Source organism: Arthrobacter sp. SLBN-122 (assembly GCF_006715165.1).
GTDB lineage: Bacteria > Actinomycetota > Actinomycetes > Actinomycetales > Micrococcaceae > Arthrobacter.
Genome location: NZ_VFMS01000001.1, coordinates 2,703,942 through 2,722,279 on the forward strand (window position 1 = coordinate 2,703,942; position 18,338 = coordinate 2,722,279).

Here is an 18,338-nt window from a genome sequence, read left to right on the forward strand (position 1 = left end):
ATTAGGACACATAGTTGGGTCTTTTTGATCGCTGGGATCAGGCCTACGGTGGGTTCCGGGAGCTGCCCGCCGGGTAGCGGAACTTACGGAGGAACCTCATGACAACACATGTTGCCGACTGCAGTGTTACCCGTTGTTCATTCAACGACCACGAAGGCTGCACCGCGCACGCCATCACTGTTGGCGGAAGCCAGGACCATGCATCCTGCGCCACGTTCATCGAGACCGGCATCCACGGCGGCCTGCCCAAGGTCCTGGCCGATGTGGGAGCGTGCCAGCGCGCCGAGTGCGTCCACAACGATCACCTGATGTGCAATGCCCCGGAGGTGCACGTGGGGCCCGGCGCCGACAACGCCGACTGCCTCACCTACTCCCACGCCTGACTGCCCCTGCCCCCGCAAGCTTGGAGGCTCCTGCCCGGAACACCGGACGGGAGCCTCCGCTGCGCCGCCTGCCCGCCGCCGCCCGCCGTCGTCCACGTGATCCTGCTCATTCGCCGCCTGGTCGCCGCCGCTCGCCGCACGGGCCGGCGCCGCGCCGCTGTCGGGCGTTCCCGGCATGTTACCCCTTGGTAGGGTTCCCAGTAGCAAAAGTGGGAAATCTCTCTCAAGGAGGAGACATGGCCGAAGCGCCTGACCAGCGGAAGAACGGATCCCGGGCGGAGGGCGGACTGGCGACGGACCCGGATCTTCCCCCACCCGCCGTGGACGAGGCACGGCTTGAAGCCGAGGACCGGAGGTGGACGCCGGGCAAGATCGCCCTCTGGGCCGCGATCGCACTCCTGGGCGGGGTCGCATGGTTCATGCTGGCGATCGTCCGCGGGGAAACCGTCAATGCCATCTGGTTCGTCTTTGCCTCCGTGTGCACCTACCTGATCGGGTACCGCTTCTACTCCAAGGTGATCGAGCGCTACATCACCAGGCCTGACGACCGCCGCGCCACGCCTGCCGAATACAAAGCCGACGGCAAGGACTACGTCCGTACGGACCGCAACGTCCTGTTCGGCCACCACTTCGCCGCCATCGCCGGCGCCGGCCCGCTGGTGGGCCCGATCATCGCTGCCCAGATGGGATACCTCCCCGGCACCATCTGGATCATCCTCGGCGTCGTCCTCGCCGGCGCGGTCCAGGACTACCTGGTCATGTTCTTCTCCATGCGCCGCGGCGGCCGCTCCCTCGGCCAGATGGCCCGCGAGGAACTCGGCGTCATCGGCGGCACTGCCGCCCTCATCGCCACCCTGCTGATCATGGTGATCATCGTGGCCATCCTGGCGCTCGTCGTCGTCAACGCCCTGGGTGAAAGCCCGTGGGGTGTGTTCTCCGTGGGAATGACCATCCCCATCGCCCTGTTCATGGGCGTCTACCTCCGCTTTTTGCGCCCCGGCAAGGTCATGGAAGTCTCGATCATCGGCTTCGTCCTCCTCATGGCGGCCATCATCGGCGGCGGCCTGGTGGCCCAGACGGAATGGGGCGCCACGGTGTTCCACCTGGACAAAGTGACCATTGCCTGGGGCCTCCTCATCTACGGCTTCATCGCAGCGGTCCTGCCCGTGTGGTTGCTGCTGGCCCCGCGCGACTACCTCTCCACGTTCATGAAGATCGGCGTCATCGTGATGCTGGCGCTGGCCATCATCGTGGTCCGGCCCGAAGTCAGCGTCCCGGCCTTCAGCGAATTCGCCGGCCGCGAGAACGGACCGGTGTTGTCCGGCGCCCTGTTCCCCTTCCTGTTCGTCACCATCGCCTGCGGCGCGCTCTCCGGTTTCCATGCCCTGATTTCCTCCGGCACCACCCCCAAGCTGGTGGAAAAGGAACGGCAGACCCGGTACATCGGCTACGGCGGAATGCTCATGGAATCCTTCGTGGCCATCATGGCGCTGGTGGCAGCCATCTCGATCGACCGCGGCCTCTACTTCGCCATGAACGCCCCCGCAGCCCTGACGGGCGGGACCGTGGAAACGGCAGCAACCTGGGTCAACAGCCTGGGCCTGAGCGGCGTCAACATCACCCCCGGCCTGCTCAGCGAAACGGCGGCAAACGTTGGCGAGCAGAGCATCGTCTCCCGCACGGGCGGCGCACCCACGCTGGCCGTGGGACTGGCGCACATCATGCAGCAGTTCATCGGCGGGACGGCCATGATGGCGTTCTGGTACCACTTCGCCATCATGTTCGAGGCACTCTTCATCCTCACCGCCGTGGACGCCGGCACGCGCGTTGCCCGTTTCATGCTGCAGGACTCAATCGGCAACTTCGTCCCCAAGTTCAAGGAAGCCTCCTGGCGCCCGGGAGCCTGGCTCTGCACGGCCATCATGGTGGCTGCCTGGGGCGCGGTGCTGCTGATGGGCGTTACCGATCCGCTGGGCGGCATCAACACCCTGTTCCCGCTGTTCGGTATCGCCAACCAGCTGCTGGCCGCCATCGCGCTGGCTGTATGCCTGGCGATCGTCGCCAAGCGCGGCACCTTCAAGTACCTGTGGGTCGTTGCCCTGCCGCTGACCTTCGCCGCCGTGGTCACCATCACTGCCAGCTTCCAGAAGATCTTCTCGCCCGTCCCCGCCGTGGGGTACTTCGCCAACAACGCCGCCTTCAGCAAGGCGCTGGCCGACGGCAAGAAGGAGTTCGGCACCGCCAAGACCGTGGCCGCCATGGAAGCCGTGGTCCGCAACACCGCCATCCAGGGCTGGCTGTCCGTGATCTTCGTGGTGCTCACCATCATCGTGATCGCGACGGCGGTGCTCGCCACCGTCAAGGCGTTCCGTGACAGGGCGGCCGGGAGAGCCACCACGGACAACGAGGACCCGGCCGTTCCGTCGCGGGTCTTCGCCCCCGCCGGGCTGGTGCCGACAACGGCCGAACGGGAACTGGCAGCCGAATGGGAAAGGGTGCCCGCAGACGCACGGCTTGAACGGGCCGGGCACTGATGAGCGCCGGCATGGCCCTGGTGGCCAATGGATTCCGCGGCTTCGCCCGTTACCTGGGCGGAGTCATGGGCGCGGACGCTTATTCCAAGTACCTGGAACACCACAGGGCGGCCGGGCACCAGGAAACACCCCTCACGGAACGCGAGTTCTGGCGGGACCGCACGGATCGCCAGGACGCCAACCCGCAGGGGAGGTGCTGCTGATTGAGCCGGCAGCGGACAAGCCCGCCACAGGCCTTCATGCGTGGACCCCGGGCGGATGGGCCGTGAGAGTATGAACGCATGAGCGATCCCAATGACACTCAGGCACCTGAGGACCTCCCGGTAGAAGGCACTCCCGTTGACGACACCCAGGACCCCGTGCAGGTTCCGTCCGCCGCCGATGGCAAGCCCAGGGGCAGCAGCCTGCAGGACCTCGTGGACGAGCCGGCCAAGGTGATGCGGATCGGCACCATGATCCGGCAACTGCTGGAAGAGGTGAAGTCCGCGCCGCTGGACGATGCTGCCAGGGGCAGGCTGGCGGCCATCCACGCGCGCTCCATCAAGGAGTTGGAGGACGGGCTTGCGCCCGAGCTGGTGGCGGAACTGGACAGGATCAACCTGCCGTTCTCCAACGAGGCCACCCCCTCTGATGCCGAGCTCCGGATCGCCCAGGCCCAGCTGGTGGGCTGGCTGGAGGGCCTGTTCCACGGGATCCAGACCGCCATCGCCGCACAGAACGCCGCCCGCGAACATGCCGCAGCGCAGCTGCAGCTTCGCCAATTGCCGCCGGGCACCATGATTGCCCCGGGCGTCGTGATTGGCGAAAACGGTGAGCCGCAGCGTGCCCCGGCCGGGGCCCGCCCGGGTCCGCAGGCGCGGCCCGGCCAGCGTGAGGACCCGGACCACGGTCCGGGGCAGTACCTGTAGGTTCCGCTTGGGCCTTTTCAGCGCTGCCCGACAGGGGCGCAAAGATGACGCGGAATTGGGCAAGGGGCTGTGGCGCCGCGCGCACGACCGCTTCCAACGGGGACTTGACCGCTTCCACCAGGTGCTCGAGGGCGTGGAGGACGACCAGCTGTACGGCGAACTGCTGGAGATCGCCAACGAACTGGCTGCGGTCCTGCAGCGCGTCCGGGGGGTGTGCATGGAGGCACAGCGGCGTGCGCCCAGCGAGGGCCTGGACATACCGGCAGGCCTGGCGGACGTGCACCGGTCCCTGTCCAAGGCAGGCAATTCGCTCGCGACCACCGCGGAAGCGGCGGCTATGCTTCGGCTCGCTGTGGGCCCGGTGCCGGTGGGTGCCGCGTCGGTGCGGCGCCGGGCTGAAGCCGTCTTTCAGCAGGTGGACGACGCCGAGAGGCGGCTTCGCGGGGACTAGCTGGGCCGGTGCCACGAAAATATTCCCGCTTGGGCAGGAGAATTTTGCGGTTAAGCGGGTGGCTTACATTGACCGAAACGGGGGCGTGGCCGGGGGGACGTTTGGCAGGATGAGGGAATGACTTCTTCACCTACCTTGACTTTCAACGACGGAAACACGATCCCCCAGCTCGGCTACGGTGTGTGGCAGGTTGAGGACGACGTGGCTGAAAAGGTTGTCCGCCAGGCGTTCGAAGCCGGCTTCCGCCACATCGACACCGCGAAGATTTACGGCAACGAGGCGGGCGTGGGCCGTGCCATCGCCAGCTCCGGCCTGTCACCTGAGCAGATTTTCATCACCACCAAGCTGTGGAACGCGGACCAGGGGTACGAGTCCACCCTCGCCGCTTTCGAGGATTCCATGGCCAGGCTTGGCCTCGAAACGCTTGATCTCTACCTGATCCACTGGATGCAGCCCAAGCAGGACAAGTACGTCGACACCTGGAAGGCGCTGATCGAACTCCAGAAGCGCGGCCGGGTCAAGTCCATCGGCGTCTCCAACTTCACCGCCGAGGGCCTGCAGCGCCTGATCGACGAAACCGGAGTGGTCCCGGCCATCCACCAGATCGAGCTGCACCCCTACTTCAACCAGCGCGAACTACGGGACTTCGGAGCCGAAAAGGGCATCCTGACCCAGGCCTGGTCCCCGCTGGGCCAGGGCGGGGAACTGCTGGAGGACCCTGTTGTCGCCTCGATCGCTGCGAAGCACCAAACCACCCCTGCCCAGGTGGTCATCGCATGGCACCTCGCCATCGGCAACGTGGTCATCCCCAAGTCCGTCACCGAGTCCCGCATCAAGGAGAACTTCGCGGCACTTCAGGTTTCCCTGGACGCTGAGGACGTTGAAGCCATCAACAACCTGGACCGGACCGCCAGCGGCGAAGGCCGCATCGGCCCTGATCCCGCGGTCTCCGACTTCGCGTAACCCGCGACGGCGGCACCGGCCCAACAGGCCGGGGAATCCGCCAACCATCGTCAGCCCGTGCTGCCGGCAACCGCCGGGCAGCGCGGGCTGACGCCTTTAACGTCGATGGTGCGGAACAGTAGCTGCTGGCCCGGGCCTTTCCCGGCGGCGGTCAGGCAGCGATCTGGACGTGCTCTACTGTGACGGCGTCCACCATGGCCCAGCTGTCTTCGCCATGGCAGTGGCGGCACGCGAAGCGTTCGGCCTCTTCAAGCGATTCAAAGACCTCTGAACGCGTGCGGCCGCAGTCGGCGTCAAAGTACGTTACGTGAAATTCCTGTACAGCGTGGGTTTCCATAAATCCAGTGTGCAACCAGGGTCTGACATTCCCAGGAACCAGCGCGCCGCGTGTTGCAGGGACCTGCCACGGCGGCGGGTCTGGCGGCGCACCTGGAGGGTCAGTTGGTCCCTGAATCCGGGATGGCTTCCGGCGTCGGCCGCACCTTCAGCGCGAGTCCGGCCAGCGACAGCATTGCCAGTCCGCACCAGGTGAGGGTCCCGGTCCAGATCTCGGGCTGGAAGCTGAGAGTCCCGTCATGCAGTGCCACAGCGGCGAAATACGGGGCCCAAAAGACGACCGGTGCCAGGCCTGCCGCGGTCATGAGCCGCGCGGGCCGGTCCGGGGCAGGACGCACTGCTGCCCACACCAATCCCACGAGTACGGCACCGGCGAGGGCCGCCGGAATGAACCAGGCATCCCGCAGGGCCACCATGATCTGCAGGACTGCGGAGGGAACCAGCGCCATCGCCGCAGGCACCACGGCCGGCAACCGCCACCGCAGTGACAGCAACAGGACGGGAACGAAGAGCACCACGGTCGAGACAAGGAATGAGGCCAGGGAAACCATGATGCTCGACGACGTCGGAACCGTCACCGCCGGCAGGGTCCCGGCGGCGCTGGAGTATGTCTGGATGAGGCCATGGCGGGCAAAGACCGCAAACTCCTGCAGGATGAACGCCGCCACCATGCCGGCCAGCATGGCGCTCACGAACGCCGGCACCAGTTGCGGCCAGGCACGGTCAGGAGAGTGCCATGCTGCCGAGAAAGGGGCGCCCAGGATGAGGAAGGCGCCGGTGGCGAGTCCCAGATGGGACGGGCTGAACAGTGCGCTGATGTTCTGCTCGATGCCGAACAGCGAATGCCAGGCAAAGTCGCCCATCCCCGACGCCAGGAAGAGCATGACGCCGGCCGCCGCAGCGCCGTAGCCGGCGGGGATTGCATCCTGCCATCGGGTCCCGGGGGCGTGCCGGCGCCAGGTCAGGGCGGCGATCCAGACGGCGCAGGCCGCGAAGCCCGAGTAGAGGATGGCGTGCCACGGTGTGAAGAACGTCTCCAGGCCGCGGAGGTTGTTTGTGGGCCCAGCCGTCGACGTAGGTGCCGGTAATCAGCCAGACACCGGCCGCGAGGGTGACGGCGTCTTCCGCGGCCGTCGTGGGGCGGTGAACTGCTACCGGTGGAATCGCAAAGGCATGTGCTGCTGCGGCGTCCATGGCTCCAGAGTAGGTCCTGCCGGCACCCGGGGCGAGGGGACTTCCACAATACGTTGCCGCCTCTCAGCTGCTGGCCAGGCGGAGGACGCGTTCCTGCGCCAGCATGGCAGTACGGCTGGCCTTGCCGGCCGCCCGCACCGCCTGTTTCGCCTCCGCCGAAGTGGCGGCAAGCCCCTTGCGGGAGCGTTCCAGGCTTTCCTCGGCGGCCTTGAGCCGGGTTCGAAGTTCAGCCGTTTCCTGCTGCAGTTCCGCGGTTTCCGCCCGCATCCGTTCCTCCTGCACCTGCAGGTCACGTGCCAGCCGGGAGGCTTCCTCCTCGGTCGCCTGGGCCTCGGCCAGCGCGGCCCTGGCCCTTTCCAGCGCCGGCAGCGACGCCGGCCGCGGTGTCTGTCGCACTGCCTCAAGCCGGGGTTTGGCGCGCGGTGGCTGCGACGCCTGCTCCGCCGTCGTCCGTGTCTTTGCCGCTGGTGCCTTTGCTGCCTTCGCCGCTGTTCCCTTCACCGCAGGCGGGGGAGGGCCGGCACGGTTGCCGGCGGGCGCTGCCGGGAGCAAACCGGGGAGGGCCACTGCCCCGTCCAGGTCCACGTCGTTGATGCCGTCGGCGGTCAGCACTTTCAGCAGCCGGCCACTGCCCACGGCAGCCGCAGCACGCTCGTCTGCCGTCATAGCGCGCAGGGTCTCCTCAACGTCGGCGGCGATGGCGTCGCTGATGGAGCGGCCCTGTTCTTGGGCAACAGACCGGGCAACGTCGACGGCGTCAGCCAGCACGGAGCGGCGCTCCCGCCCCAGTTCCCGGAGGGCAGGCGCATCCAGCGACTCCTGGGCCGCCCGCATGCGCTCCCCAAGCCCGCCCAGGCCAGCCAGCACGTCCGGCCGGAACCGGGCGAGCATGTTGACTGCCCACGCGGCCACGGATGGTTTGGGCAGGGCCCGGACCGCTGCTGCCAGCTCCTTGTCCCGGCGCGCAACGTCCTTTGCCGCTGCGGTCCGGGCCGCAACGAAGTCGTCCAGCGGCCCGCCGTACAGCCTGTCAGCAATGTCCGCCAGGGCTTCGTCTTCCATGCCGCCATCTTAGGTGCCGTGCTGCGGCCGGCCGGCCGGTCACCCGTCCGGCTCGGCGGACAGGACGCCTGCCGCCTGCAGTGGCAACGGCACCCTGTTGTTCATCGCCCCGTAGGGGTATGTTGCACGAATGGACGATTCATACCAGGTCATCGTGGTTGGCGGCGGCTTCGCCGGAAAGACGGCGGCTGAGGAGCTGGGCCGCAAGGGCGTCCGGGTGCTGTTGCTCGATGCCAACAATTACCAGCAATTCCAGCCGCTCCTCTACCAGGTGGCGGCCTCCCAGATAGGCGTCTCGGCGGTTACCCGGCCGCTCCGCTCCGAATTCCGCAAGATCAATAACGTGCGGGTCCTGACGGCGGAAGTGACCTCGATCGACGCGGCCAACCGCGCCGTCACCACCGCAGACGGCTCAAGCTACCGGGCCAGGATCCTGGTCATCGCCACCGGGGCCGTGCCGAACTTCTTCAACACCCCGGGCGCTGAAGAGCACGCCTACCCGCTGTACTCGGTGGCGGATGCAACGCGGCTCAGTGCTGCCATCACCGCCGTTTTGGACGAAGCCGACCGCGAGCCGGCGGCAGCGGAAGCCGACGTGATTGTGGTGGGCGGTGGTCCCACCGGTGTGGAGACTGCCGGCGCCTTGGCGGAAAACGTCAAGTACATTCTGCCCAAGTACTTCACGCCGGGACTGGCCGCCCGGTGCCATGTCCACCTGGTGGATATGGTTCCGAACGTGCTTGCCGCCTTTTCGGAGAAATCGCAGGCGTACGCCCGCGACCGCCTGACCAAGCTGGGCGTGCAGTTGCACATGGGGCAGGCAGTCGGCGACGTGCGTCCCGACGGCGTGAGCCTCAAGGATGGCACCGTCATTCCTGGCCGCATTGTGGTGTGGGCCGGTGGCCTGCAGGCCGGCCGGATCATCACGGAGTCCGGCCTGAAGCAGGGCAGGGGCGGCAGGGTGGACGTGCAGCCCGACCTGACAGTCCCCGACTTCGAGGGGGTGTATGTGCTGGGGGACTCTGCCAACATCACCGATGCCGCAGGAAACAAATTGCCGCAGCTGGGTTCGGTCGCACAACAGTCAGGCAAATGGGCGGCCCGCAACATCCATGCTGACCTTACCGGGGGCGTGCGGCAGCCCTTCCGCTACGTGGACAAGGGCTATATGGCCATGGTGGGCCGCGGGGCAGCCGTGGCGGAGCTGGGGCCCCGGCGCCTGCAACTGCAGGGACCCCTGGCATTCGTGTCGTGGCTGGCGGTCCACCTCGCCCTGCTGCCCGGATTCCAGCAGAAGGTCAGGGCGCTGTTCTCGTGGGCCAACGGCTATGTCACCCACAGTCCCGCGCAGGTCGTGGTGGGCAGACCGGACTAGGTTCGCCGCGCGGATCTGGGTGTCTCGCCCCCGACCCCCGGTCATTGTTGGCCAAGCCGGGCCGCCGCCGTCGTCAGCTTTTTGTGAAACTCAGGAGGCGGCCCGCCACGGTCCAACCGGATGCCTCGTAGCGGTCAGCGACGTCCGGGTCCACCACCATGTGCAGGTACTCGGCGCCATGGAGGAATGCCTCCTCAGCCATGGCCGCAAGCAGGCCCTGTTCGAAGGCCGCCTGCTGCGGACCGTCCGGGAGTTCCGTGATGGCCACCGCCGCGAAGTCGTCCCGCACCTGGATGCGGCCCCTCGCCGCGGGGCGGTCAAAGACAGTAATTTCGACGGCGTCGTAGGTCTCCATGGGTGCCAGGGCCACCTGGGAGTTTTCCGGCAGTTGCACCGCTGTGTTCAGTTCGGCGGTCGGAGCCATGAGCAGGACCCGCTCCGAAACCCGGTTGAGCCCGTCCGGGTCGCCAATGGCCTCAGCCTCGGAGCAGACCAGGGTGAGGCGCGCGCCGGCCCCGCCCACCGGTTTGGTGGCCAGCTCCTCGGTGGCAGGACCTGGCCAGGCCGCCACGTACTCCTGTCCCCCGGCCGTTTGTCCTTCGCCCATCTGCCCATTGCCCGCCTGCCCGGCATCCCCGACGACGAAGCCTCCATTAACGGGCTCCGCCGTGCGCTCCTGAAGATCGGCCCAAGCCGGGACCCAGCCGATGGTGGGGGTGCTGCGCTGTTCCGGCATGGCGGGTTCCTCACGTTCGGCGCCGGCTTACTGGTTTAGCCGTACGCTGCTGGGCAGGGCTTCCTTGTCAACGTATCGGATCGACGGGGACCCCGCCAGCCGGCGTTGTGTTCATTCTCAGGGCAGATGGGTGAAGGACAATCCGGCCGCCAGGAGCTTGTCCAGCGACTGCTTCATGCCATCCGCCGTTCCACCGTTGGGGTGGTTGCCGTGGCAGATGACCACGTCACCTGCCTGTGCCCTTCCCACCTCTTTGGCTACGACGGCGGCAGGATAGGTTGCGCCGCCGTCGCCATTGATGCTGAATCCCGCAGGCTTCACACCCAAGGCGTTCAGGATGTCTACGGCGACATCGTCCATGTAGGCGGTGCCGGGGCGAAAGTACCGGGGACGCTTGCCCGTGATTCCGCAAAAAGGGCCTTGGCATCACTTATCAGCCGTGCCGTGAGCGTGCCTTGCCCTTAGGCAGTACCACCCGCTTAACCAGCGAAAAACCCCGGAAACCCCTAAAAGAAGGGCTGTCCGGGGTTTATCCCGAGCTTCCTATCAGAATCGAACTGATGACCTTTTCATTACGAGTGAAACGCTCTACCGACTGAGCTAAGGAAGCACCGCATGAAATCCCCGGCGGAACCGGGCGCTTCATGCAAGAGTCAACTGTAATAGAGTCGCGCCGCCGCGGTCAAAATGGCCGGGCAAGGGCTTCTGCGATCCTCAACACACCGTGTTGTCGGCCGGCAGTTTGCCGCTGACCAGATAGTTGTCCACCGAATCCTCCAGGCAGCTGTTGGCCCGGCCGTAGGCGGTGTGCCCTTCGCCCCTCCACGTCAGCAGGGAAGCGTTCCCCAGCTGCTTGCGCAGCGACGCGGCCCAGTCAACGGGCGTGGCGGGGTCGCCCGTGGTGCCGATGACCACAATGGGGGAGTCACCGCTGTATTCCACCGCGGCCGGCGTACGCACGTTCTTGTAGGGCCACTCAGCGCATGTGACCCCGCCGTACGCGAAGAAGTAGCCCAGGGTGGGGGAGTCCTGTTCCAGCCGCTTCTCCTCCGCGCGCATGCCTTCGGTGTCCGAAACCATGGGGTAGTCCAGGCAGTTGATCGCGTTGAAGGCGAACGTCGAATTGGACGTGTAGGAACCATCGGGGGAACGGTCGGCCCCGAGGTCGGCAAGCCGAAGCATGAGGCTGACGTCGCCGGACACGGCAGCTTCCAGGGCCTGGGTTAGGGCCGGCCAGCTTTGGTCGTTGTAAAGCGGGGTAATCAGGCCGCTCACCAGCGTGGTGCCATTCACCAGCCGGCCGTCCTTGGCAGTGCGGGGTGTCTGCTGTACGGAATTGATGAGGTCCCGGATCTGCTGTACGCCGGAGTCGACGTCGCCGCCGAGGGGGCACTTGCCCTGCCTCTGGCAACTGGCTACGTAGCTGTGCAGGGCTTTTTCGAAGGCGCGCGCCTGGCCGCTGGTCAAGTCCTCATTGCTGATTGATGGATCGAGGGCGCCGTCGAGGACCATCCGGCCCACATTGTCCGGGAACAGCGAGGCATAGGTGGAGCCGAGGAAGGTGCCGTAGGAGTATCCCAGGTAGTTCAGCTTGGAGTCGTTGACGACGGCGCGGAGCACGTCCAGGTCCTTCGCGGAGCTGACGGTATCGATGTGCGCCAAAACCGGGCCTGTCTGTGCCGCGCACTGGTCGGCGATGGCCTTGGTGTCAGCCAGTGCCTCCGCCAGCCCGGCGTCGGTTTCATACGAGTAGGTCTTGGCACGCGCGGCGTCACGTTCCGCGTCCGTCAGGCAGGTGACCGGGGCGGAGCGCTTCACGCCGCGCGGATCGAAGCCCACCAGGTCGTAGGCGTTGCGGACAGCCGCTGAAAAATGTGTCCCGGCAGCATCTTTCACAAAGTCGTACCCGGAGGCCCCGGGGCCGCCGGGATTAACCAGGAGGCTGCCGGTCTTCTTTCCTGTGCTGCCGGCCCGGAGCGCTGCAATCTGGATGGTATCCCCGCCTGGATTGCCGTAATCCATGGGCACGGTCACTTTGGCGCACTGGAATTCCCCTTCGCAGGGCTGCCACACGACTTCCTGCGAGTAGAACTTCTCCAGCCCGGCAGGAGCCGACGCCACGATTGAGGGGTCGGCCTTGGCGGTGGCAGCCTCCGGCGGGTTCTTGTCGCCGCCATTAAGGAGACTGCATGAGGCCAGAACCATCGCCAGGGCCATTGCGCCGGCGGCGCGGACGGCGACACCGATGGACCTGTGGCGTGCGGGCAGGGGGCGGGCAGTCATCGGGTCTCCTTGGAGGGCTGGATCAGGCTGGCAGCCATGGACTCAATGGTCAGCAGCGGGGCAACGTTGGTGGTGGTGATGCGTTCACGGGCTTTGTTGATGGCATCCATTCGCGCCAGCGTGGCTTCCGAAGTGGAGCGGGCGGCAAAGTCTTCCAGCTCACTTCTCAGCTCAACGTTGACCAACTCCACGGCGTTCCCAAGCTGGATGATCAGGACGTCCCGGTAAAAGGACAACAAGTCCGTCAGCGTCCGGTCCAGGGAGTCCGTAATGGATCTCTTGGCCCGCCGTTTCTGGTCGTCTTCAAGCTGTTTGAGCTGGCTGCGCATGGCCGGGGGGAGGGTTCCTGATTCCGGTGCGCCCAGGGTCGCCAGGAGGGCAGCCTTCTCCGCCGCATCCCTCTCCTCGTTGGAGCTGTTGGCTTCTGCCGTGGCGATCTTGACCAGCTTGTCCGCCATCATGACCGCAGCAGTTACACCGCGCAGCCCAAGCGGAAAGCGGACTGTCTCCAGGCGGCGCTCCCGTGCGGCGGGATCCCTGGCGAGTCGCCGGGCAATGCCCACATGGCTCTGGGCAGCACGGGCGGCCTGCTCAGCAAGGGCAGGGTCCACGCCGTCGCGCCGGACCAACAGCGCTGCCACGTCCGAGGCAGGCGGCAGCCGCAAGGCAACGCTGCGGCAGCGGGAACGGATGGTGACCAGGACATCGGCGGGGGAGGGTGCGCAGAGCATCCACACGGTCCGCGGTGTGGGTTCCTCGATGGCCTTGAGGAGCACGTTGGTGGTCCGCTCGGCCATGCGGTCGGCGTCCTCCACCACGATGATCCGCCAGCGCCCGGACGATGGCCGGTTGCCCGCGGTCGCCACCAGTTCGCGGGCCTCGTCAATGGTGATGGTGACCTTCTCGGTGCGCACGAACGTCACGTCCGAATGGGTCTCACCCAGGATGGTGTGGCAGGCCTGGCACTGCCCGCAGCCACGCAGGCCCACGTCCTCCTGGTCACAGTTCAAGGCGGCAGCGAATGCCTTGGCGGCGTTGGACCGGCCGGACCCCGGCGGACCGGTGAACAGCCACGCGTGCGTCAGGCCTTCGCCGCTTGCGGCGTGGCGCAATTGTTCGACGACGGCGGGCTGGCCCTGGAGGTCATCCCAGACGGTCATGAGGCACCGCCGTCCGTGGCCGCTGCCGGGGCGGGAACGGCCAGGAGCGTATCCACCCGGGCGAGGATCTGCCCCGCCAGCTCATCCACCGGCAGGTGGGCCGGGAGGACCAGGTACCGCTCCGGGCGGCCGGCGGCGAGGCTGAGGAAAGCTTCCCGGATCCTGGTGTGGAACTCGTCGGCCTCGGATTCCAGGCGGTCTTCCGCTGCCTGGCCGGCAGTGCGGCGCCGGCGGCCAAGTTGGGGGTCTACGTCCAAGAGGACAGTGAGGTGGGGCTGGAGGCCCGAGGTGGCCCACTCATTGAGGGAACGTACCGCCTCCAGGCCCAGGTTGCGGCCGGCCCCTTGGTAGGCCACGGAGGAGTCGATGTACCGGTCCGTCAGCACGATCTCACCGCGGCTCAGAGCCGGGCGGATGACCTGGCTGGCGTGGGCGGCACGGGAAGCGGCAAATATGAGGGCTTCCGTGTGGGCATCGATGTCGCCGTTGCCGTGGTCCAGCACCAGCGACCGCAGCTTCTCGCCCACCGGGGTGCCGCCGGGTTCACGGGTGCGCAGCACGGTGTAGCCACGGGACTCCAGTGCCGCCGCAAGCCTGGCCGCCTGGGTGGACTTGCCGGCACCATCGCCGCCTTCGAAAGCGATGAATGCGCCGGCCCTCTGTTTATTCACTTCTCAAGCCTACCGAGGCGTGCCGACATTTCCCGACCCGGAACTGCCTGGAAGGCGGCTGCCATGTGAACGGCGCCAGTCCACAAAGCGACACCGCTTTCCGGCGGATCCGGGAGGAACAGTACGCTTTTCACCATGAGTCTTTCCGAGCATCAGGCCGCTTCCCTTTCACCCGAGACCGTGGTGGTGGCGTCAGGGCGGCCGCCGCGGGAAAGGGACCAGCCGGTTAATCCTCCCATTACCCTTTCCTCCACCTACTTCGGCACCGGCCCCCTGGGGGACGGGGACCGGGGTTACGGCCGCTACTCCAATCCCACCTGGGATCCGTTCGAGGAGGCGCTCGGCCAGCTTGAAGGATCCGCTCTTCCCGGCCTGCTCTACGCATCGGGGCTGGCGGCGGTCAGTTCGGCGCTGTCCCTTATTCCCGCCGGGGGCGTGCTGGTCATGCCCAACCACAGCTACTCCGGTTCGCTGGTGATGGCCTCGGAACTCGCCGAAAAGGGCTTCATCGAACTCCGGACCGTTGACATCGCGGACACCGGTGCGGTGAAGGACGCCCTGGCGCCGAGAGGCCCGTCGTCGAAAGCCGCGGCCATGCTGTGGCTGGAAAGCCCTACCAACCCCATGCTGGGGATCGCGGACATGTCCGCCGTCGCGGAGGCCGCCCACGCTGTCGGGGCAATCGTTGTCACGGACAACACCTTCTCCACGCCCCTGGTGCAGCAGCCCCTGCTGCTCGGATCCGACGTCGTCCTCCACTCGGTGACCAAGTACCTCGCCGGGCACTCCGACGTCGTTCTTGGTGCGCTGGTCACCTCCAACCCGGCCATCCGTTCATCGCTGCTCCACCACCGCATCATCCACGGCGCCATCGCCGGTCCCTTCGAAGCCTGGCTCGCACTGAGGGGCCTGCGGACCCTCGCGTTGCGCGTGGAACGGTCGCAGGAGTCGGCGATGGTCCTCGCGGAACGGCTCGCCGGGCACCCCCGCATTGAATCCATCCGGTTCCCCGGCCTCGACACCGATCCCGGGCACGCCCGGGCCAAAGCGCAAATGAAGGGGTTCGGCTCCATCATCTGCATCCAGGTGGCACCCGCGGCGGGCCTGGGCGGTGCCGACGCCGCGGACAAACTGGTGGAGGCGCTGGAGCTCTGGCTGCCTGCCACGTCCCTGGGCGGGGTGGAATCCCTGATCGAACGCCGGCGCCGGCACGCAGCCGAACCCGCAAGCGTGCCGGAGAACCTGGTCCGGCTCAGTGTCGGCGTGGAAAACGTCGAGGACCTCTGGGCCGACCTGAAACAGGCGCTGGACACGCTGGAGGGCTAGGCTGGGCTTGTGGACGGTCGAATAATCATCGCGTACGTAGAGCAGGCAGTGTTCTTTATTCTTGGCCTGGTGGCGCTGGGGCTTGAACTGTGGGCGTTCGTCGACTGCGCCCGGCACCGGGCCAACGCCTTCGAAGCCACGGGCAAGCGGACCAAGACGTTCTGGCTTGCTTTGACCGGTGGCGCGCTGCTGGTGGGCATCATCTCGCTGTTCGGTGCCGGCGGCGGCATCATCAGCACCCTGGGCCTCTTCGGGCTCGCTGCAGTGGTGGCCGCCTCCGTCTACCTGGCCGACGTCCGCCCCGCGGTAAAGGACGCCGGCCGCGGCGGCAGCCGCAACATGGGCCCCTACGGCCCCTGGTGATCAGCGCTTAACCCGGCTCCCTAACCCAGCGGGGCCACCGCCTCCCAGTCCACCGTGAGTTCGCCCAGCCGCCACCGGGCCGGTCCATCCTGGAGCGGCCATCCGGCGTCGCGCACGCTCTGGCACATCCCCACCCAGCGCTGCCTGTTGCCAAACGAGGCAAGAGGTGCACTTTCAAGCCACGCCCGGTCCATCGCCTGCATGAAGGCATGAACCTGCTCGCCTGGGACGTTGCGGTGGATCAATACCTTGGGAAGCCGTTCGGCCACGTCCGAGGGCAGGTCAAGGCTGCCGAAGCGCACGGAGATGCTGAGGGACAACGGACGCTGTTGGTCCAGCGCCACCCAGGTCACGCGCCGCCCAATCTCGTCGCACGTGCCGTCAACGAAGATGCCGTCCGGCGACAATCTGTCCTGCACCAGCCGCCAGATGCCCTGGACATCGGCTTCCTCGTACTGGCGCAGGACATTAAAGGCGCGGACCAGGACCGGACGGCCTGGAACAGGGAGTTCAAAGCCGCCCACGTGGAAGGACAGCCCGGGCCGCTGCAGGGGAAGCGCAGCGCGGACGCGCCCGGGTTCGATTTCGATCCCGCAGACCCGCACGTCCGGCCGGACGGCAGCGAGCCTTTCATGGAGTTCGACGGCGGTGGCAGGGGTTGCGCCGTAGCCCAGGTCGACGACGAGGGGGTCGGCCGCGGACCGCAGGCGCCAGGCCTGCGGTCCGGTCAGCCAGCGGTCCACGCGGCGCATCCGGTTGGGATTGGTGGTGCCGCGGGTGACGTTGCCCACCGGACGGCCCTGCCGGGCGCCGGGCGTCCTGCCGGAAAGTTGCGGGGCGTTCACCCGTTCAGCCTTTTGAACCACCGCACAACCCTATCCCCGCCGCTTGGGGAGGCGGGCGTACGGCAGCCGGCCTTGTAACGCTGGGCGGGCGGCAACACTGCTCGGCTAGGATGAAAATCATGACTTACAAGCTGATTCTGCTGCGCCACGGCCACAGCGAATGGAACGCCAAGAACCTGTTCACCGGCTGGGTGGACGTTGACCTGAACGATCAGGGCCGCGCGGAAGCAGCGCGTGGCGGTGAGCTGCTGGTGGAGAACAACATTCTCCCGGACGTGCTCTACACCTCCCTGCTGAAGCGGGCCATCAACACCGCGAACATCGCCCTGGACAAGGCCGACCGCGGCTGGATTCCGGTCAAGCGCGACTGGCGCCTCAACGAACGCCACTACGGCGCGCTGCAGGGCAAGGACAAGGCCCAGACCCTGGCCGAATACGGCGAAGAGCAGTTTATGGAATGGCGCCGTTCCTACGACACCCCGCCGCCGCCCCTGGATGACGACTCCGAGTTCTCCCAGGCCCACGACCCCCGGTACGCGGACCTCGGCGACGCCCTGCCGCGCACTGAATGCCTCAAGGATGTCCTGGTGCGGCTCCTGCCCTACTGGGAATCGGACATCAAGGAAGACCTCAAGGCCGGCAAGACGGTCCTGGTCACCGCGCACGGCAACTCTCTCCGTGCCCTGGTCAAGCACCTTGACGGCATCAGCGATGAAGCCATCGCAGGCCTGAACATCCCCACCGGCATCCCGCTGGTCTACGAACTGGACGAGGACTTCCAGCCGGTCAAGCCCGGTGGAACCTACCTTGACCCCGAGGCTGCCGAAGAGGCCATCCTGGCCGTCGCCAACCAGGGCAAGAAGTAGGACTTCGCGGTTCTTCGCCGGGTGCTCGGTCGTTCGCCCCAACGTCTCCCTGACCTCGCAAGCTCGGGCAGGGAACCCTGACGTCGTGGGCCCACCCTTAGACGCACTCCGGCCGAAGAACGCGCTGCGTCAAAGGTGAAACGACGACGGCGGGCTGGTCACCTAAGTGGCCAGCCCGCCGTCGTATGTACCGCTTATACGCTCTTGATGCCTCAGCTGTGCTCGGTGGCGTTCGGCTGCCATGCCCCGGTGACCAGGTAGGTCACCTTCTGGGCGACGGAGACGCCGTGGTCGGCGAAGCGCTCGAAGTAGCGGCTGGCGAGGGCGACGTCTACGGTGGTGGCGGGGGATTCGTTCCAGTCAGGGGCAGCAATTGCCTTGAAGACGCTCAGGTGCAGGTCATTGATGGCCGTGTTGGCCTTGAGGATATCCCTGGCCACCTCAAGGTCGCGGCTCTCCAGCAGGACCGTCAGCTTGTCGGCGATCTCCTGGTCGAGTTCGGCCATCCGGTTGAAGGTCTCCCTCATGGACTCCGGAATCACCGTGGACGGGTACCGGAGACGGGCCAGCTGGGCGATGTGGCGGGCCAGGTCACCCATCCGCTCGAGGGATGCGCTCATCCGGAGCGAACCGACGATCATGCGCAGGTCGCTGGCGACGGGACCCTGCAACGCCAGAATGTCGATGGCCCGCTCATCGAGGCTGTTCTGCAGGAAGTCGATGCGCGCGTCCGCGGCGATGACATCCTGCGCGAGATCGACGTCCGCTACCTGGAATGAGGTAGTGGCCTTGTTGATCGCTTCGCTGACCAGCCGGGAGATCTCCACCAGCTGGTCACCGACCTGGGTGAGCTCTTCCTGAAAAACCTTACGCACGTAGGCG

General features: G+C 66.7%; 20 protein-coding genes and 1 tRNA gene. 10 read left to right on the plus strand and 11 right to left on the minus strand.

Annotated features, from left to right (window positions below; all coding sequences use genetic code 11):
- The first annotated feature begins 98 nt into the window (after positions 1-98).
- The 6 genes from FBY36_RS12660 to FBY36_RS12685 all read left to right on the plus strand — a co-directional run bounded on the left by FBY36_RS12660 (position 99) and on the right by FBY36_RS12685 (position 5,239).
- Positions 99-383 carry a DUF1540 domain-containing protein gene (locus tag FBY36_RS12660; protein ID WP_142119891.1) on the plus strand — a complete coding sequence of 95 codons (285 nt, stop codon included), beginning with the start codon at positions 99-101 and terminating at the stop codon, positions 381-383.
- Positions 384-619: 236 nt separating this feature from the next.
- Positions 620-2,917: a carbon starvation CstA family protein gene (locus FBY36_RS12665; protein WP_142119893.1), complete on the plus strand. Its 2,298-nt coding sequence runs from the start codon at positions 620-622 to the stop codon at positions 2,915-2,917.
- Positions 2,917-3,120, plus strand: a complete 204-nt coding sequence (locus FBY36_RS12670) for a YbdD/YjiX family protein (RefSeq protein ID WP_142119895.1) — start codon at positions 2,917-2,919, stop codon at positions 3,118-3,120. The genes FBY36_RS12665 and FBY36_RS12670 overlap by 1 nt, the downstream gene beginning before the upstream one ends.
- Positions 3,121-3,198: 78 nt before the next feature.
- Complete coding sequence (locus FBY36_RS12675) at positions 3,199-3,825, plus strand: bacterial proteasome activator family protein (protein ID WP_142119897.1); 627 nt, start codon at positions 3,199-3,201, stop codon at positions 3,823-3,825.
- 7 nt (positions 3,826-3,832) lie between these two features.
- Entirely contained in the window at positions 3,833-4,276 is a 444-nt protein-coding gene (locus FBY36_RS12680; protein WP_142119899.1) for a hypothetical protein, read from the plus strand.
- A 117-nt stretch (positions 4,277-4,393) separates the two neighbouring features.
- Positions 4,394-5,239 (plus strand): aldo/keto reductase, encoded by an 846-nt coding sequence (locus FBY36_RS12685; protein ID WP_142119901.1) that lies wholly within the window; start codon positions 4,394-4,396, stop codon positions 5,237-5,239.
- Between the two features lie 151 nt (positions 5,240-5,390).
- Here FBY36_RS12685 and FBY36_RS12690 read toward each other — a convergent pair whose 3' ends face one another.
- The 3 genes from FBY36_RS12690 to FBY36_RS12700 all read right to left on the minus strand — a co-directional run bounded on the left by FBY36_RS12690 (position 5,391) and on the right by FBY36_RS12700 (position 7,831).
- Positions 5,391-5,576 carry a hypothetical protein gene (locus FBY36_RS12690; protein ID WP_142119903.1) on the minus strand — a complete coding sequence of 62 codons (186 nt, stop codon included), beginning with the start codon at positions 5,574-5,576 and terminating at the stop codon, positions 5,391-5,393.
- 100 nt (positions 5,577-5,676) lie between these two features.
- Complete coding sequence (locus tag FBY36_RS12695) at positions 5,677-6,438, minus strand: hypothetical protein (protein ID WP_142119905.1); 762 nt, start codon at positions 6,436-6,438, stop codon at positions 5,677-5,679.
- A gap of 394 nt (positions 6,439-6,832) precedes the next feature.
- A complete protein-coding gene (locus tag FBY36_RS12700; RefSeq protein WP_142119907.1) occupies positions 6,833-7,831 on the minus strand; it encodes a hypothetical protein in 999 nt (332 codons plus the stop codon).
- Positions 7,832-7,961: 130 nt separating this feature from the next.
- Between FBY36_RS12700 and FBY36_RS12705 the strand changes: the two genes are divergently transcribed.
- A complete protein-coding gene (locus FBY36_RS12705; RefSeq protein ID WP_142119908.1) occupies positions 7,962-9,206 on the plus strand; it encodes an NAD(P)/FAD-dependent oxidoreductase in 1,245 nt (414 codons plus the stop codon).
- A 73-nt stretch (positions 9,207-9,279) separates the two neighbouring features.
- Here FBY36_RS12705 and FBY36_RS12710 read toward each other — a convergent pair whose 3' ends face one another.
- From FBY36_RS12710 to tmk, 6 genes are all read right to left on the minus strand, one after another.
- Positions 9,280-9,942: a hypothetical protein gene (locus FBY36_RS12710; RefSeq protein WP_142119910.1), complete on the minus strand. Its 663-nt coding sequence runs from the start codon at positions 9,940-9,942 to the stop codon at positions 9,280-9,282.
- Between the two features lie 117 nt (positions 9,943-10,059).
- A complete protein-coding gene (locus FBY36_RS12715; RefSeq protein WP_235008818.1) occupies positions 10,060-10,302 on the minus strand; it encodes a hypothetical protein in 243 nt (80 codons plus the stop codon).
- A 177-nt stretch (positions 10,303-10,479) separates the two neighbouring features.
- Positions 10,480-10,552, minus strand: a tRNA-Thr gene (locus FBY36_RS12720).
- A gap of 104 nt (positions 10,553-10,656) precedes the next feature.
- Entirely contained in the window at positions 10,657-12,225 is a 1,569-nt protein-coding gene (locus FBY36_RS12725) for an alpha/beta hydrolase (protein ID WP_142119912.1), read from the minus strand.
- On the minus strand, positions 12,222-13,385 hold the full coding sequence (locus FBY36_RS12730; protein ID WP_142119914.1) for a DNA polymerase III subunit delta': 1,164 nt from the start codon (positions 13,383-13,385) through the stop codon (positions 12,222-12,224). Before FBY36_RS12730 ends, FBY36_RS12725 begins: the two co-directional genes overlap by 4 nt.
- A complete protein-coding gene (tmk, locus tag FBY36_RS12735) occupies positions 13,382-14,056 on the minus strand; it encodes a dTMP kinase (RefSeq protein WP_142119916.1) in 675 nt (224 codons plus the stop codon). Before tmk ends, FBY36_RS12730 begins: the two co-directional genes overlap by 4 nt.
- A 135-nt stretch (positions 14,057-14,191) precedes the next feature.
- Between tmk and FBY36_RS12740 the strand changes: the two genes are divergently transcribed.
- Positions 14,192-15,382, plus strand: coding sequence for a trans-sulfuration enzyme family protein (locus FBY36_RS12740; RefSeq protein ID WP_142119918.1), 1,191 nt, complete (start codon positions 14,192-14,194; stop codon positions 15,380-15,382).
- 9 nt (positions 15,383-15,391) lie between these two features.
- A complete protein-coding gene (locus FBY36_RS12745) occupies positions 15,392-15,745 on the plus strand; it encodes a DUF2516 family protein (RefSeq protein WP_026266062.1) in 354 nt (117 codons plus the stop codon).
- Positions 15,746-15,765: 20 nt separating this feature from the next.
- On the opposite strand, the gene FBY36_RS12750 is transcribed toward FBY36_RS12745, so the two are convergent.
- A complete protein-coding gene (locus FBY36_RS12750; RefSeq protein WP_142119920.1) occupies positions 15,766-16,611 on the minus strand; it encodes a class I SAM-dependent methyltransferase in 846 nt (281 codons plus the stop codon).
- A gap of 98 nt (positions 16,612-16,709) precedes the next feature.
- Here FBY36_RS12750 and FBY36_RS12755 point away from each other — a divergent pair, with 98 nt between their 5' ends.
- The gene (locus FBY36_RS12755) at positions 16,710-17,456 is read left to right on the plus strand and encodes a phosphoglyceromutase (protein WP_142119922.1); all 747 of its coding nucleotides are present in this window, start codon (positions 16,710-16,712) and stop codon (positions 17,454-17,456) included.
- Between the two features lie 212 nt (positions 17,457-17,668).
- On the opposite strand, the gene phoU is transcribed toward FBY36_RS12755, so the two are convergent.
- The gene (gene phoU / locus FBY36_RS12760) at positions 17,669-18,331 is read right to left on the minus strand and encodes a phosphate signaling complex protein PhoU (protein ID WP_142119924.1); all 663 of its coding nucleotides are present in this window, start codon (positions 18,329-18,331) and stop codon (positions 17,669-17,671) included.
- Positions 18,332-18,338 lie beyond the last annotated feature (7 nt).

Coding starts and splice junctions, on each gene's coding strand:
- FBY36_RS12660 (WP_142119891.1), top strand. CDS start 99: ATGACAACACATGTTGCCGACTGCAGTGTTACCCGTTGTTCATTCAAC.
- FBY36_RS12665 (WP_142119893.1), top strand. CDS start 620: ATGGCCGAAGCGCCTGACCAGCGGAAGAACGGATCCCGGGCGGAGGGC.
- FBY36_RS12670 (WP_142119895.1), top strand. CDS start 2,917: ATGAGCGCCGGCATGGCCCTGGTGGCCAATGGATTCCGCGGCTTCGCC.
- FBY36_RS12675 (WP_142119897.1), top strand. CDS start 3,199: ATGAGCGATCCCAATGACACTCAGGCACCTGAGGACCTCCCGGTAGAA.
- FBY36_RS12685 (WP_142119901.1), top strand. CDS start 4,394: ATGACTTCTTCACCTACCTTGACTTTCAACGACGGAAACACGATCCCC.
- FBY36_RS12690 (WP_142119903.1), bottom strand. CDS start 5,576: ATGGAAACCCACGCTGTACAGGAATTTCACGTAACGTACTTTGACGCC.
- FBY36_RS12695 (WP_142119905.1), bottom strand. CDS start 6,438: ATGGGCGACTTTGCCTGGCATTCGCTGTTCGGCATCGAGCAGAACATC.
- FBY36_RS12700 (WP_142119907.1), bottom strand. CDS start 7,831: ATGGAAGACGAAGCCCTGGCGGACATTGCTGACAGGCTGTACGGCGGG.
- FBY36_RS12705 (WP_142119908.1), top strand. CDS start 7,962: ATGGACGATTCATACCAGGTCATCGTGGTTGGCGGCGGCTTCGCCGGA.
- FBY36_RS12710 (WP_142119910.1), bottom strand. CDS start 9,942: ATGCCGGAACAGCGCAGCACCCCCACCATCGGCTGGGTCCCGGCTTGG.
- FBY36_RS12715 (WP_235008818.1), bottom strand. CDS start 10,302: ATGGACGATGTCGCCGTAGACATCCTGAACGCCTTGGGTGTGAAGCCT.
- FBY36_RS12725 (WP_142119912.1), bottom strand. CDS start 12,225: ATGACTGCCCGCCCCCTGCCCGCACGCCACAGGTCCATCGGTGTCGCC.
- FBY36_RS12730 (WP_142119914.1), bottom strand. CDS start 13,385: ATGACCGTCTGGGATGACCTCCAGGGCCAGCCCGCCGTCGTCGAACAA.
- FBY36_RS12740 (WP_142119918.1), top strand. CDS start 14,192: ATGAGTCTTTCCGAGCATCAGGCCGCTTCCCTTTCACCCGAGACCGTG.
- FBY36_RS12755 (WP_142119922.1), top strand. CDS start 16,710: ATGACTTACAAGCTGATTCTGCTGCGCCACGGCCACAGCGAATGGAAC.